Raw genomic sequence first — 14,760 nt, 5'->3', positions numbered from 1 at the left:
CGCGAAATGAATCTCGCAATGAAATAAGGGGGATTAATATCCCCCACTATACTCTAAATAATTCAAGTTTCAGGAAGGCGATAAGCGAGTGAATCCCCTGGAGCTTACTAGAGTAAGTGACTGGGGTGAACGAACGCAGTCGCAGCACATGAAACTTGAAGTATGTCGAGTATATCAGTTAATTCTGTTCTTATTTATTTATCAACATACTAACAATATCCTGATATATTTCCTGCAGACGTTGTGGATCGCTTTTTTGCGGTGTTAAACGACGATAAACCGTACCTTCCATCATGGTGGCAAGCACTTCAACGCAGCAACGAATGTGCTCATCGCTAAGATGTGGATGCATTCTTTTCATATGCGCACAAGCGTTAGCAAACATTCTGGCGTCAGCTTCCTCAAGCATAGCCATCACCCGCGGGTTACGTGTAGCTTCTGCAGCCACTTCCAGCATCAACGCGTCGTCGTCCTCATTTAAGGATTTCCGCAAAGCAAGGACTTCCGGGAAGTGATCGGTACGCGCGTCAATGTCCATCCGGGCAATACGAAAGTCGATGATACGGCGAACCATCTCTTCAATAATGGCGTCTTTGTTGGCGAAGTAACGATATATCTGACCCACACTAAGCTGAGTTTCGCTGGCAATTTGCGACATACTGGCGGCATGAAACCCGTAGCGGCGAAAACACCGACGGGCGGCGTTAATAATTTCATCCTGACGCTGTTTGTGGCGTATCTCCAGCTTGCTGGTCATTTCTGTCTCCTGGCCTATCACTTGGCGAGAATGATCATTCTCATTTTTGCTAATTATACGTTTCTCCAAAGTGATGGAAAGTATTTTTTCTTATTCATGGTGCATATTCTGATAATGAAGAGATTGTGGAGATTCTGTGAAGATAGTTGACAATATTAAGTTAGGGTCAATTCATCAGAAAGACAGCGACTTATTAGATTACTAATCATCGATAACATAACCGACGCAGAAGCTGATAAATTCACTTCTGTTTTCATCATCAAACTTATCGGCACTAATACAAATAGTTGCAAAGTCAGATACTATACTCTAAATAATTCGAGTTGCAGGAAGGCGGCAAGCGAGTGAATCCCCAGGAGCTTACATAAGTAAGTGACTGGGGTGAGCGAACGCAGTCGCAGCACATGCAACTTGAAGTATGACGAGTATATAAGATATCTCCCCAACCTACCCCGTGCAGGCGTCAGGAGCAGATAACGCAAAATGCTCTGTACCGCAGCTTCTCTCCGGTACAGAAAGCGCAACTATAGCCACCCACAGCCAGGTTGATTATAATAACCGTTTATCTGTTCGTACTGTTTACTAAAACGACGAATCGCCTGATTTTCAGGCACAACAAGCATCAACAATAAGGATTAACGCTATGGGTTTTCTTTCCGGTAAGCGCATTCTGGTAACCGGTGTTGCCAGCAAACTGTCCATCGCCTACGGTATCGCTCAGGCGATGCACCGCGAAGGAGCTGAACTGGCATTCACCTACCAGAACGACAAACTGAAAGGCCGCGTAGAAGAATTTGCCGCTCAATTGGGTTCTGACATCGTTCTGCAGTGCGATGTTGCCGAAGATGCCAGCATCGACACCATGTTCGCTGAACTGGGGAAAGTTTGGCCGAAATTTGACGGTTTCGTGCACTCTATTGGTTTTGCACCTGGCGATCAGCTGGATGGTGACTATGTTAATGCTGTGACTCGCGAAGGCTTCAAAATTGCCCACGACATCAGCGCCTACAGCTTCGTTGCAATGGCAAAAGCGTGCCGCTCCATGCTGAATCCGGGGTCTGCCCTGCTGACCCTTTCCTACCTGGGCGCTGAGCGCGCTATCCCGAACTACAACGTTATGGGGCTGGCGAAAGCGTCTCTGGAAGCGAACGTACGCTATATGGCGAACGCGATGGGTCCGGAAGGTGTGCGTGTTAACGCTATTTCTGCGGGTCCGATCCGTACCCTGGCGGCTTCCGGTATCAAAGACTTCCGCAAAATGCTGGCACATTGCGAAGCTGTTACGCCGATTCGTCGTACCGTTACTATTGAAGATGTGGGTAACTCCGCGGCATTCCTGTGCTCCGATCTCTCTGCAGGTATCTCCGGTGAAGTAGTCCACGTTGACGGCGGTTTCAGCATCGCTGCCATGAACGAACTCGAACTGAAATAATCGTTCTGTTGGTAAATATTGGGCGGCGTTCTGCCGCCCGTTATATCTGTTATACCTTTCTGATATTTGTTATCGCCGATCTGTCTTTCTCCCCTTCCCGCCTTGCGTCAGGATAACGATTTCCTTTACGACCCAGGAGCGCCCATGGAACAACGCCACATTATCGGCAAAAGCCACTGGTATCATGAAACGCAATCCAGTACTGCGGAGTATGACGTTCTGCCTCTGGTCCCGGAAGCCGCAAGGGTCAGCGATCCCTTTCTGCTCGACGTGATCCTTGATGAAGAAACGCTGGGCCCCGTTCACAGACCTTCACCGCTTATGAACGCCTGTCAACGGCCCTGACGGTTGCTCAGGTTTGCGGCATCCAGCGATTGTGCAACTACTATTCGGCGCGACTTACGCCACTCCCCGGACCTGATTCTTCCAGAGAAAGTAATCATCGGCTGGCACAAATCACGCAATATGCCCGCCAACTGGCCAGCTCGCCTTCTATTATCGACAACCGATCGCGCCAGCATCTGAATGACGTCGGGCTTACTGCCGGAGACTGTGTGATTATTAACCAAATTATTGGTTTTATTGGCTTTCAGGCGCGGGTAATGGCGACATTTCAGGCTTATCTCGGGCATCTGGTACGCTGGTTACCTGGTCTGGAGATACAAAACTATGCCGACGCGTCACTGTTTGTTGATGAATCAATACGCTGGCGAAACTGCTATGAGGTAGAAAAGCTACCTGATGAGCATACAAAAAGTTCAACTGCAGAACTTTGCCAACTGGCCGCAACGCTCTCTCTCCACCCTAATTCGCTTTCCTTTCTCGAAAAGTTGTTAAACAGCACACTGGTTGAAACACTGCGGGGTAACCAGCTTGCGGCGTTGCTATGCGCGCGGATAAATGGCAGTCCTGCTTGTTTTACCGCCTGTATTAATTCATCAAATGAATATAAAAAAATCAGCCACCTTCTGCGTAAGGGCGAAAATGAAATTAACCAATGGGCTGACCGTCATTCTGTTGAGCGCGCTACCGTTCAGGCGATACAATGGCTGACCCGAGCACCCGATCGCTTTAGCGCCGCCCAGTTCAGCCTATTACTCGAACACGAAGAATCATCAACGCAGATTATTAATCTGCTGGTATGGAGCGGGCTGTGTGGCTGGATAAATCGCTTAAAAATCGCGTTGGGTGAGACATATTAACCTTGCCGCGTCTGACAGATTCGCGTAAAACTGTCAGCCGCTCTAATGGCCACCAAAATAGACAATTATGTTTCAGGACAACCCGCTGCTTGCGCAGCTTAAACAGCAACTGCATTCCCAGACGCCACGCGCTGAAGGGGTGGTAAAAGCCACAGAAAAAGGCTTTGGCTTCCTGGAAGTCGACGCGCAAAAAAGTTATTTCATTCCACCGCCGCAGATGAAAAAAGTCATGCATGGCGACCGAATTATCGCAGTGATCCACAGTGAAAAAGACCGTGAATCCGCAGAGCCAGAAGAACTGGTTGAACCGTTTCTGACTCGTTTCGTGGGTAAAGTTCAGGGCAAAAATGACCGTCTGGCCATCGTTCCTGATCATCCACTCTTAAAAGACGCCATTCCTTGCCGCGCAGCCCGTGGCCTGAACCACGAGTTTAAAGAAGGCGACTGGGCGGTTGCCGAAATGCGCCGTCATCCGCTGAAAGGCGATCGTTCTTTCTATGCTGAACTGACACAATACATCACTTTTGGTGACGACCACTTTGTACCGTGGTGGGTTACCCTGGCGCGCCATAATCTAGAAAAAGAAGCGCCAGACGGCGTTGCTACCGAAATGCTCGATGAAGGTCTGATTCGTGAAGATCTGACCGCGCTGAATTTTGTCACCATCGACAGTGCCAGCACGGAAGATATGGATGACGCCCTTTTCGCTAAGGCGTTGCCGGATGACAAATTGCAGCTGATTGTGGCGATTGCCGATCCAACCGCGTGGATTGCTGAAGGCAGTAAGCTGGACAAAGCCGCGAAAATTCGCGCATTCACCAACTATCTGCCTGGCTTCAACATCCCTATGCTGCCACGCGAGCTTTCTGACGATCTCTGCTCACTGCGCGCCAATGAAGTCCGCCCGGTACTGGCATGCCGCATGACGCTCTCCACTGATGGCACCATTGAAGAGCATATCGAATTCTTTGCCGCCACTATCGAATCCAAAGCGAAGCTGGTGTATGACCAGGTTTCTGACTGGCTGGAAAATACCGGTGACTGGCAGCCTGAAAGTGAAGCAATTGCGGAACAAATTCGTTTGTTAGCGCAAATTTGCCAACGCCGCGGCGAGTGGCGTCATAACCACGCGCTGGTGTTTAAAGATCGCCCGGATTACCGCTTTATTCTCGGTGAAAAAGGTGAAGTGCTGGATATCGTCGCCGAGCCTCGTCGCATTGCCAACCGTATCGTCGAAGAAGCGATGATCGCCGCTAACATTTGTGCGGCCCGCGTACTGCGCGATAAGCTCGGTTTTGGCATCTATAACGTGCATATGGGCTTTGATCCAGCGAATGCCGATGCGCTGGCAGCGTTACTGAAAACGCACGGCCTGCATGTCGATGCCAAAGAAGTGCTCACGCTGGACGGTTTCTGCAAACTGCGTCGTGAACTGGATGCGCAACCGACCGGTTTCCTCGACAGCCGCATTCGTCGTTTCCAGTCATTTGCTGAAATTAGTACTGAACCCGGTCCTCACTTTGGCCTCGGCCTGGAGGCATACGCCACCTGGACTTCGCCGATCCGTAAATATGGCGACATGATCAACCATCGTCTGCTGAAAGCGGTTATCAAAGGCGAAACTGCGACGCGTCCACAGGATGAAATCACTGTCCAAATGGCCGAACGTCGCCGTCTCAACCGGATGGCAGAACGTGATGTTGGCGACTGGTTATACGCACGCTTCCTGAAAGACAAAGCCGGGACCGACACCCGTTTCGCAGCGGAAATTGTCGATATCAGCCGTGGCGGCATGCGTGTGCGTTTGGTTGATAACGGCGCTATCGCTTTTATTCCGGCGCCTTTCTTACACGCTGTGCGCGATGAACTGGTATGCAGCCAGGAAAACGGCACCGTACAAATTAAAGGTGAAACGGTTTACAAAGTGACTGACGTTATTGACGTCACCATTGCCGAAGTCCGCATGGAAACCCGCAGCATTATTGCGCGCCCGGTCGCGTAACCTCCTTTCACGGCCCATTCCTCACGGATGGGCCGTGAACCTCCCCGCTTTGCCTTCGTTTTATCCCGGCAGATTTTTTAATCTGACTTTCGTTTGAAAGCTGAATTACACGTAAATATATAAAAAACAATGCGTTTAGCCGCCGCTAATTTCATGTAAGTCATATTGTTCCTTTTATTTAAGCGCGGGCTCCGCTGTTAACCGGAGGATATGCATCATGAAAACCATTAGGGAGTCCACAACGTTGTACAACTCTCTCGGTCGAAATATTTGTCTCGTAGTCGCGGGTCCGGGCATTGAATTTAGCATTATTCATCATCCCCCTTTTGCTATAAGGATGTCCTTGATGTCTGAATTTGATGCCCAGCACGTTGCCGAACGTATTGATATTGTGTTAGATATCCTTGTGGCAGGCGATTACCACTCTGCGATCCATAATCTCGAGATACTTAAAGCAGAACTTTTGCGCCAGGTTGCTGAATCTACGCCAGACATCCCGAAGGCACCGTGGGAGATCTAACAATCGTGCCTTCAGGTTTGCCTATTTGAGGCATGCTCGGCGCGTCAGTATTTTTTTATTAAGTATTATAACGTTATAAGAATTACAGCGATGAATTCCCGACAACAAACTATTCTACAGATGGTCATTGACCAGGGTCAGGTTAGCGTAACCGAACTGGCAAAAGCCACTGGAGTTTCTGAAGTTACCATTCGCCAGGATCTCAACACCCTCGAAAAACTGAGTTACCTCCGCCGTGCACATGGTTTTGCTGTTTCGCTTGATAGTGATGACGTCGAAACCCGTATGATGAGCAACTACACACTGAAGCGTGAACTGGCTGAGTTTGCCGCGTCACTGGTGCAACCGGGCGAAACAATCTTTATCGAAAATGGCAGCAGCAATGCCCTGCTCGCCCGGACTCTGGGCGAGCAGAAGAAAAATGTCACTATCATCACGGTCAGCAGCTACATTGCGCATTTGCTGAAAGACGCGCCTTGTGAAGTCATTTTGCTTGGTGGCGTGTACCAGAAAAAAAGCGAAAGTATGGTTGGCCCTTTGACACGCCAGTGCATCCAACAGGTATATTTCAGCAAAGCATTTATTGGTATTGATGGCTGGCAGCCTGAAACGGGGTTTACCGGTCGCGATATGATGCGTACCGATGTGGTCAACGCCGTGCTGGAAAAAGAGTGCGAAGCGATAATCCTGACTGACAGCTCGAAATTTGGTGCCGTACATTCATACGCCATCGGCCCCGTTGAGCGATTCAATCGCGTGATTACCGATTCGAAAATACGCGCCAGCGATCTGATGCTTCTTGAGCACAGTCAACTCACCGTTCACATCGTTGACATTTAACCTTTTCCCTTCTCGATGGATGATTTGCAGTCTGGCAAATCATCCGCTCTAAGATGATTCCTGGTTGATAATTGAGACTTTTTACCTGTTATCAACACTCTCAAGATATAAAATTATTATCAGCGATATAACAGGAAGTCATTATCACCTGCGTGATATAACCCTGCGCGCGAACGGATTTCACGGAATAATTTTATCTGGCTTATTCCTGGCTATTATAGTTATAGAAAGCTTGCTTCCGTGAAGCATAAATTCAGGAGAGAGTATTATGTTTGTAACGAGCAAAAAAATGACCGCGGCTGTTCTGGCAATTACCCTGGCAATGTCTCTGAGTGCCTGTTCTAACTGGTCTAAACGGGACCGCAACACCGCAATCGGCGCGGGTGCAGGGGCATTAGGCGGCGCAATACTGACAGATGGCAGTACGCTGGGTACATTAGGTGGTGCAGCCGTCGGTGGTATTATTGGTCACCAGGTCGGTAAATAAACGTAAATAAATGTCGATTATCGACTCACAATTATAATACGCCTGGCTCTGTTCAGTATGAAATAACTGAATAATACACACAGTAAAATATTCGAAAGCCACAGATATTGAACTGCACCCCAAAAGTTGGCCCCCCAACTGATTAAGGTGCAGTTTTTTATGTTAACCGCCGGCGAGTTTTACCTTCATCCCTTTCGCTTCAAGCAGGGATTTTAATAAATCACGCTTGTCGCCCTGGATTTCAATAATTCCATCTTTAACTGCCCCGCCGCAGCCGCATTTTTTCTTCAACTCCGCTGCCAATTTTGTCAGTTCGGCATCATCGAGATCGACACCGGTAATCAGGCAAACGCCCTTACCCTTACGTCCACTGGTCTGACGCTGAATACGCACTACACCGTCGCCCTTAGGGCGTACAGGGGGCGTTTTTGGCTCATCAATACGTCCGGTTTCTGTTGAGTAGACCAGACGACTGTTGGAATCACTCATCATGCACTCCGCTGTAAAGAAGTGTTGATCGCTTTCAGCGTTTGCGCTGGATCTACCGATTGCGTTACCGGGCGACCAATCACCATATAATCAACACCCGCCGCCAACGCCTGTTCTGGCGTCATTATGCGGCGCTGGTCACCCGCATCACTCCCCTGCGGACGAATGCCCGGCGTAACCAGTTTGAACTCCTGACCGAATACTTGTTTAAAACGCACAGCTTCCTGAGCAGAACACACCACACCATCAAGGCCACATTTTTGCGTCAGTGCCGCCAGACGTTCTGCATAATCCAAAGGTGACAGTGTCACGCCAAGATCGACCAGGTCGCTGGCTTCCATACTGGTCAACACTGTCACAGCAATCAAAAGCGGTGCATCTTTGCCAAACGGAACCAGCGCCTCACGCGCTGCGCTCATCATACGCGCTCCACCTGAGGCATGAACATTCACCATCCACACGCCTAAGTCAGCTGCAGCAGCTACAGCGTGCGCTGCAGTGTTGGGAATATCGTGAAATTTCAGGTCAAGGAAGATATCAAAACCACGCTGTTGAAGTTCGCGCACAAACTGTGGCCCAAACAGCGTAAACATCTCTTTGCCGACTTTCAGACGACAATCGCGTGGGTCGATTTTGTCGACAAAGGCCAACGCAGCGTCACGATTATGATAATCAAGGGCAACAACCACAGGAGAATTCGTAACAGCGCGGGAAGGAGATGAAGCAGTTAACGTCATGACCAGACCTTCTTGATAATGGGCACCGGAAGTGGCGCGAAACAGGTAAACGGCGAGCATTCTACTCGTGGAAATAAAAAATTAACAGTCGCGATTTCGCCCCTGCCAGGCTTTCTGTGTCGGCGTTGCCGGAGCAGAATGTAAGTCCAATTAACAGTATGTTGTAACTAAAGTCGGATTTTTTTAAAATTACAGGCCATCAAGACCGCGAATCGGTTTAATGGTTGACCAGGCCCGACAAGACGGACAATGCCAGTAGAGTGTGTATGCGGTAAAACCGCATTTCTGGCAGCGATAACGAGGCTTACTACGCACCTTCTCGCCAACCATGTCACGCAGCACCATCAGGCTCTCTTTAGCGCGCCCTTCTTCCGCTTCATTTAAGTGGTAATCCATTAACTTATGGAAAACACGCATGGTCGGATGACGCTGAAGCTGGCGCGTAATATAGACCTGTGCGGCTTCACTACCGTCGCGCGCTTCGATGATATCCGCAAGCATCAGTTCAGCATCGGCACCGGTGTTCTCTTCCACCGCGCGTTGCAAGAACTCTGCCCATTCGGCAGTTTTACCCAACTGCTGATAGCAGGTTTGCAGCATTTCCAGCGTTTCGCTGACCAGCTCTCTGTCCTGGGATATCACGCGTTGCAAACTTTCGACGGCTTTGGCGTATTCTCCTTTCGCCATAAACACGCGCCCCATCATGATAGATACGCGGGCGCTGTTTTTATCTGCCGCCCCCCCTTTTTTTAACAAGGCCATGGCACGATCAAGATCGTCGCTGGCCATATGCTGCAGGGCTAACTCACAGTAGAAATGGGCAATTTCGACGCGCTGTTTATCTTTACCCAGCTTCACCAGGCGTTCGGCGACATCAATCGCTTTCTGCCACTCGCTGGTAGCCTGGTAAATTTGTAGCAGTTGTTGCAGCGCGCCAATGCGGAAGTCAGTTTCATCGGTCAACTGATTGAACATATCTTCCGCACGGTCGTATAACCCGGCGGCCATGTAATCACGCCCCAGTTGCTGAATCGCCAACAAACGCTGTTCATAGGTCAGCGAGGCGCTTTCCATTAGGGTCTGATGGATGCGAATAGCGCGATCAACTTCGCCACGCGAACGGAACAGGTTTCCGAGCGTAAGGTGGGCTTCAACGGTGCCTGTATCCTCTTTAAGCATATCGAGAAACAGGTCTACCGCTTTATCCTGTTGATTACTAAGCAGGAAGTTAACCCCCGCTACATAATCACGCGACAAGCGGTTGGCTTCATCTTGCTTGTTTTGTTGCGCACTTCTGCGGCCCATATACCAGCCATAGGCAGCGGCTACAGGCAAAAGCAGAAACAACAACTCCAGCATAGAAAGTTATTCCTTCGCCACTGACGAATGCGGCGTTACAGCCACGTCAGTCGCGGGTGAAAGCTGGTTTTCCAGTCGCTTTATTTTGCGTTCAGCGCGCGCCAGGGAAACACGAACTCGCAGCCAGAACAGGCCACAAATCAACCAACCGATAGCAAACCCCGCAGCAAACAATACCGCCAGCAATGTGGAAATACGGTACTCCCCTTGCGCTAACAGATAATTAAACGTCACCTGTTGATCGTTCTGCGCACCTAAAGTGACCGAAATCACGAAGATCGCTAACACCAGTAAGAAAATGAGTAAATATTTCACATTACTTCCCGTTATGTGGTTAGAGCGAATAAATTATGGTCAACTTACCGCAATAGCCCTTTAAAGTACCATTTTCGCGCCGTCTGCGAAATGGCATCCACGCGCATTGTTGATGATTTAAGGGCTAAATTCGGAAAATCAACCAGCGTTAACTTTCTTGTTCTCGTTGCGCTATTTCGCGATTTTCTTCCGCAGGTGGTGTTAATGGCCCACAAATTCGTTGCGCAAGCCACGTTGCCAACGCCACCAGCGCCCACGAAATCAACGTAGCTACCACCAGATCGCGTGGCCAATGCATCCCGAGCAGCAGGCGGCTTCCCATGACTCCCGTTGCCCAGAGCAGCAAGAGAGCAATGCTAAAAGTTCGCCGACGCGGCCACAGCAACCCAACAGCCAGCAGCGCCCAACTGGCAGCAAACATCGTGTGACCGGAAGGAAAGGCAAACCCTGTCTCTTTTTGCCAGTGTGAACGCAAATATTGTGGGATGTTTTTCTCTTCAGCCAACTGTTCTTTCACTAGATTTCCGCGTTCTGCTCGCTTTAAAGTGTAGAACTCATCAACCGGAATATGATGTGTTTTTTCCAGCCAGATAACAAAAGGTCGTGGTTCCTGAACTTGGTCTTTGATCCAGGATTTAACGCCTTGTCCAACAAGAATTGCCGCTGCCAGAATGGCAAATAACATAATGGCGGCCTTAATGCGAAAACGCAGACACCAGAGAAACCAGCCGAATAAAATCAGATGCGTAATGACGCCCCAGGGCTGGGTGACAGTTTCAGTAACCCAAAAAGCCGCTTTTAGCAACCAACTTTGTTCTTCAGGTTGCCAGCGCCAACCAGAAATCCATACGGCTACTGGCATAACAAGCAATAATGCAGCTCCCACTGCGGTACGTTGGGCAATCGAACGCATGGCCTCTCCTTTTTGATAAGTCCCACAATCATAACTGAAAATGCCAGTTCCAGGAAAAATTGACAGATTTGTGCCATTCCGTGAACGATCGACGCGTCGTGATTAGGTGAACCCCTTCTCGTTATGGCAAAATAAGCCAATACAGAACCAGCATTATCTGGAGAATTTCATGCAGCTTAAACGTGTGGCAGAAGCCAATCTGCCAACCCCATGGGGCGATTTCCTGATGGTGGGATTTGAAGAACTGGCAACCGGACACGATCATGTCGCGCTAGTCTATGGCGATATTTCCGGGCATACCCCGGTACTTGCGCGCGTCCATTCCGAATGTCTGACCGGTGACGCCCTGTTCAGCTTGCGCTGCGATTGTGGTTTCCAGCTCGAAGCGGCATTAACGCAAATTGCCGAGGAAGGCCGTGGTATTTTGCTGTATCACCGTCAGGAAGGTCGTAACATTGGTCTGCTTAATAAAATTCGCGCTTACGCACTGCAGGATCAAGGTTACGATACCGTCGAGGCTAACCACCAGTTAGGCTTCGCGGCTGATGAGCGCGACTTCACTCTTTGCGCTGATATGTTCAAACTCCTTGGCGTCAATGAGGTCCGCTTGTTAACCAACAACCCGAAAAAAGTCGAAATTCTGACCGAAGCAGGGATTAATATTGTTGAGCGCGTGCCGTTGATTGTGGGTCGTAACCCCAATAACGAACATTATCTTGATACCAAAGCCGAGAAAATGGGGCATTTGCTGAACAAATAACCCTCTTGCGTGTCGAGTTAATTTGCTTGCCGGTTATCTTGCATCCGGCAAGCAAATACTCATTACTTCAACATATTACGAATGACATAATGCAAAATGCCGTCGTTCTGGTAGTAAGTCAATTCCGTCGCGGTGTCGATACGACAACGGCAGAGTACGACTTCCTGGCTACCATCCGCACGCGTAAGCGTCACCTGAACCGTCGCGCCGGGGTGTAGATTTTGCCGATCGACAATATCAATCTTCTCTTCCCCGGTTAGCCCTAACGTTTTGCGCGTCACACCTTGCGGAAATTCCAGCGGCAGGATGCCCATGCCAATTAAATTCGAACGGTGAATTCGTTCAAACGATTCGGCTATCACGACACGAATACCAAGCAGACGCGGACCTTTTGCCGCCCAGTCACGGCTGGAGCCTGATCCATACTCTTTCCCGGCAATCACCGACAGTGGCGTTTGCTCCTGCTTATAGCGCATCGCGGCATCATAAATAGAGACGATATCGCTGTCAGGTAAATGCCGAGTCATCCCCCCTTCAACGCCAGGCACCATTTCATTACGGATGCGAATATTGGCGAAAGTACCACGCATCATCACTTCATGGTTACCACGCCGCGAACCGTAGGAGTTAAAGTCTTTGCGCTCAACACCCCGACTTTGTAGATATCGACCTGCCGGGCTGTCGGGCTTAATACTGCCCGCCGGAGAGATATGATCAGTGGTGACTGAATCCCCCAACATTGCGAGGATCCGCGCACCGTGAATATCTTCCACGGGTGCCGGTGTTGCCTGCATTTCCTCAAAGAAAGGTGATAAGCGAATATAGGTCGAATCCTCCTGCCAACCGTAGGTATCTGATCGTGCAACGTTAATTTCCTTCCACTCTGCTGTGCCTTCAAAAACTTCTGCGTACTCTTTGCGGAACATTTCTGTGGAGACTTGTTCTACCGCACGGGCAATTTCTTGTGCCGATGGCCAAATATCTTTCAGATATACCGGCTCGCCTTTGCGATCATGGCCGACAGGTTCAGAAGCCAGGTTGATATTCATATTTCCCGCCAGCGCATAGGCAACCACCAGCGGCGGCGAGGCCAGCCAGTTGGTTTTAACCAGCGGATGGATACGGCCTTCAAAGTTACGGTTGCCGGATAGCACGGCACCGACAGTTAAATCGCCTTTTTTGATTGCAGTTTCGATAGGATCGGGCAACGGACCAGAGTTACCAATACAGGTGGTACAACCGTATCCCACAAGGTTAAATCCCAGTTCATCGAGATACGGTGTCAGTTTCGCTGTTGCCAGATAATCAGAAACGACTTTCGAGCCCGGTGCCAACGACGCTTTAACCCACGGTTGCCGCTTGAGACCCAGAGTTACGGCTTTTTTCGCCAGCAAACCTGCGGCCATTAGCACACTTGGGTTAGAGGTGTTGGTGCACGACGTTATCGCAGCAATGACCACTGCGCCATCAGGTAACTGATACTGATGACTGTTCATAATATAATCGACTGGCTGGCGATCTTTATGTGTGGCATTAACTTCCAGCTCGTTACTGGCGGCAAATGCTTTTGGTACATCGGGCAGTGCAACGCGATCCTGTGGGCGCTTTGGCCCTGCCAGGCTCACTTCAACGTCATTCATATCCAGTTCTAACGTACTGGTAAAAATCGGTTCATCGCCAGGGTTACGCCACATGCCCTGCGCTTTGGCATATTTTTCGACCAGTTCAACCTGATCTTCACTTCGCCCGCTTAACCGCATGTAATCAAGGGTAACAGCATCGATTGGGAAAAAACCGCAGGTTGCACCGTATTCTGGCGACATGTTGGCAATGGTTGCACGATCTGCCAGCGGCAGCGAATCCAGCCCATCACCATAAAATTCGACAAATTTACCCACGACGCCGTGTTTACGCAGCATCTGAGTAACAGTAAGCACCAGGTCTGTGGCGGTAATACCTTCACGTAATTTTCCGGTAAGTTTAAAGCCCACTACGTCCGGGATAAGCATGGAAACCGGCTGACCTAACATTGCGGCTTCTGCTTCGATCCCACCAACGCCCCATCCCAGCACGCCAAGACCGTTGATCATGGTGGTGTGCGAGTCAGTACCAACGAGTGTATCCGGATAGGCAATCCATTCACCGTCCTGCAATTCGCTCCACACGGCTTTGCCAAGATATTCGAGATTCACCTGATGGCAAATGCCTGTGCCTGGCGGCACGACGCTAAACCGACTGAACGCCTGTTGTCCCCATTTCAGGAACACATAACGTTCGTGGTTGCGCTCCATTTCCAGGCGTACGTTTTCTTCAAATGCCTCATCATCACCAAAACGATCGACGGTCACCGAGTGGTCAATGACCAGGTCGACCGGTGAGAGCGGGTTAACCTTTGCAGTATCGCCGCCGAGGCGTTTAACCGCTTCGCGCATTGCCGCCAGATCAACAACAGCGGGCACGCCGGTGAAGTCCTGCATCAGCACCCTCGCCGGACGGTAGGCAATTTCACGGTCAGCATGGGCATTTTTCAGCCATCTCGCCAGCGCATGGATATCCTCTTCGGTAACCGAGTTACCATCCTGCCAGCGCAGCAGGTTTTCGAGCAAAACTTTGAGTGACTTGGGCAGACGGGTGATATCACCCAGTGATTTGGCAGCAAGCGGCAGGCTGTAGTAGTGGTAAGTTTTATCTTTGGCTTGCAACGTGTCCTTACTGACTTCTCGTAGGGTTGACGACATAGCTCCTCCTTAATAACAGGGTTGCGAAGCCCTGATTCTCTTCAGGGTGAATAATTAAAGATAACACAAACATTGCGTAACGATTTGATAACAACCCGAATTGATAAAAGAGGAGAAAACGTGTGGCAAAGCAAATGAAAACCCCGCCGCAGCGCTGAGGGATCCCCATAAATCAGCGCTAATAAACCAACACCATATTCTGGTAGGTT

The 14,760-nt window shown here is 49.8% G+C and carries 13 protein-coding genes and 1 pseudogene; 7 read left to right on the top strand and 7 right to left on the bottom strand.

The genetic code is table 11. The annotated features are described in order from the left end of the window. Positions 1-190 precede the first annotated feature (190 nt). Positions 191-757 (bottom strand): TetR/AcrR family transcriptional regulator, encoded by a 567-nt coding sequence (locus tag A7090_RS09420; protein WP_105273829.1) that lies wholly within the window; start codon positions 755-757, stop codon positions 191-193. 643 nt (positions 758-1,400) lie between these two features. Here A7090_RS09420 and fabI point away from each other — a divergent pair. From fabI to osmB, 6 genes and pseudogenes are all read left to right on the top strand, one after another. Next, on the top strand, positions 1,401-2,189 hold the full coding sequence (gene fabI, locus A7090_RS09410; RefSeq protein WP_105273827.1) for an enoyl-ACP reductase FabI: 789 nt from the start codon (positions 1,401-1,403) through the stop codon (positions 2,187-2,189). A 144-nt stretch (positions 2,190-2,333) separates the two neighbouring features. Further along, a pseudogene (locus tag A7090_RS09400) lies at positions 2,334-3,391 on the top strand (CMD domain-containing protein). 67 nt (positions 3,392-3,458) lie between these two features. Further along, a complete protein-coding gene (gene rnb, locus A7090_RS09395) occupies positions 3,459-5,393 on the top strand; it encodes an exoribonuclease II (protein ID WP_105273824.1) in 1,935 nt (644 codons plus the stop codon). Positions 5,394-5,739: 346 nt separating this feature from the next. Beyond that, positions 5,740-5,913: a YciZ family protein gene (locus A7090_RS09390; protein WP_097485063.1), complete on the top strand. Its 174-nt coding sequence runs from the start codon at positions 5,740-5,742 to the stop codon at positions 5,911-5,913. Between the two features lie 90 nt (positions 5,914-6,003). Continuing rightward, a complete protein-coding gene (yciT, locus tag A7090_RS09385; RefSeq protein WP_105273823.1) occupies positions 6,004-6,753 on the top strand; it encodes a DNA-binding transcriptional regulator YciT in 750 nt (249 codons plus the stop codon). Positions 6,754-7,021: 268 nt separating this feature from the next. Next, a complete protein-coding gene (gene osmB, locus A7090_RS09380; RefSeq protein WP_105273822.1) occupies positions 7,022-7,240 on the top strand; it encodes an osmotically-inducible lipoprotein OsmB in 219 nt (72 codons plus the stop codon). A gap of 162 nt (positions 7,241-7,402) precedes the next feature. Here osmB and yciH read toward each other — a convergent pair whose 3' ends face one another. The 5 genes from yciH to pgpB form a co-directional block, all read right to left on the bottom strand. Next, positions 7,403-7,729, bottom strand: coding sequence for a stress response translation initiation inhibitor YciH (yciH, locus tag A7090_RS09375; protein WP_105273821.1), 327 nt, complete (start codon positions 7,727-7,729; stop codon positions 7,403-7,405). After that, positions 7,729-8,466 carry an orotidine-5'-phosphate decarboxylase gene (pyrF, locus tag A7090_RS09370; RefSeq protein WP_105273820.1) on the bottom strand — a complete coding sequence of 246 codons (738 nt, stop codon included), beginning with the start codon at positions 8,464-8,466 and terminating at the stop codon, positions 7,729-7,731. The genes yciH and pyrF overlap by 1 nt, the downstream gene beginning before the upstream one ends. Positions 8,467-8,655: 189 nt before the next feature. Continuing rightward, complete coding sequence (gene lapB / locus A7090_RS09365) at positions 8,656-9,825, bottom strand: lipopolysaccharide assembly protein LapB (RefSeq protein WP_105273819.1); 1,170 nt, start codon at positions 9,823-9,825, stop codon at positions 8,656-8,658. Positions 9,826-9,831: 6 nt separating this feature from the next. Then, complete coding sequence (gene lapA, locus A7090_RS09360; protein WP_105273818.1) at positions 9,832-10,140, bottom strand: lipopolysaccharide assembly protein LapA; 309 nt, start codon at positions 10,138-10,140, stop codon at positions 9,832-9,834. Between the two features lie 148 nt (positions 10,141-10,288). Further along, positions 10,289-11,053, bottom strand: a complete 765-nt coding sequence (pgpB, locus tag A7090_RS09355; protein ID WP_105273817.1) for a phosphatidylglycerophosphatase B — start codon at positions 11,051-11,053, stop codon at positions 10,289-10,291. A gap of 169 nt (positions 11,054-11,222) precedes the next feature. On the opposite strand from pgpB, the gene ribA reads away from it, so the two are divergent. Then, positions 11,223-11,813: a GTP cyclohydrolase II gene (gene ribA / locus A7090_RS09350; protein WP_057696431.1), complete on the top strand. Its 591-nt coding sequence runs from the start codon at positions 11,223-11,225 to the stop codon at positions 11,811-11,813. A 62-nt stretch (positions 11,814-11,875) separates the two neighbouring features. Here the strand turns inward: ribA and acnA are convergent, their stop codons facing one another. Next, positions 11,876-14,551, bottom strand: coding sequence for an aconitate hydratase AcnA (gene acnA, locus A7090_RS09345; protein ID WP_105273816.1), 2,676 nt, complete (start codon positions 14,549-14,551; stop codon positions 11,876-11,878). Between the last annotated feature and the right edge of the window lie 209 nt (positions 14,552-14,760).

It is taken from the genome of Escherichia sp. MOD1-EC7003, assembly GCF_002965065.1.
Taxonomy (GTDB): Bacteria; Pseudomonadota; Gammaproteobacteria; order Enterobacterales; family Enterobacteriaceae; genus Escherichia.
The sequence above is the reverse complement of the archived record's forward strand: the minus strand, read 5'-3'. Positions and strand labels throughout refer to the sequence as shown.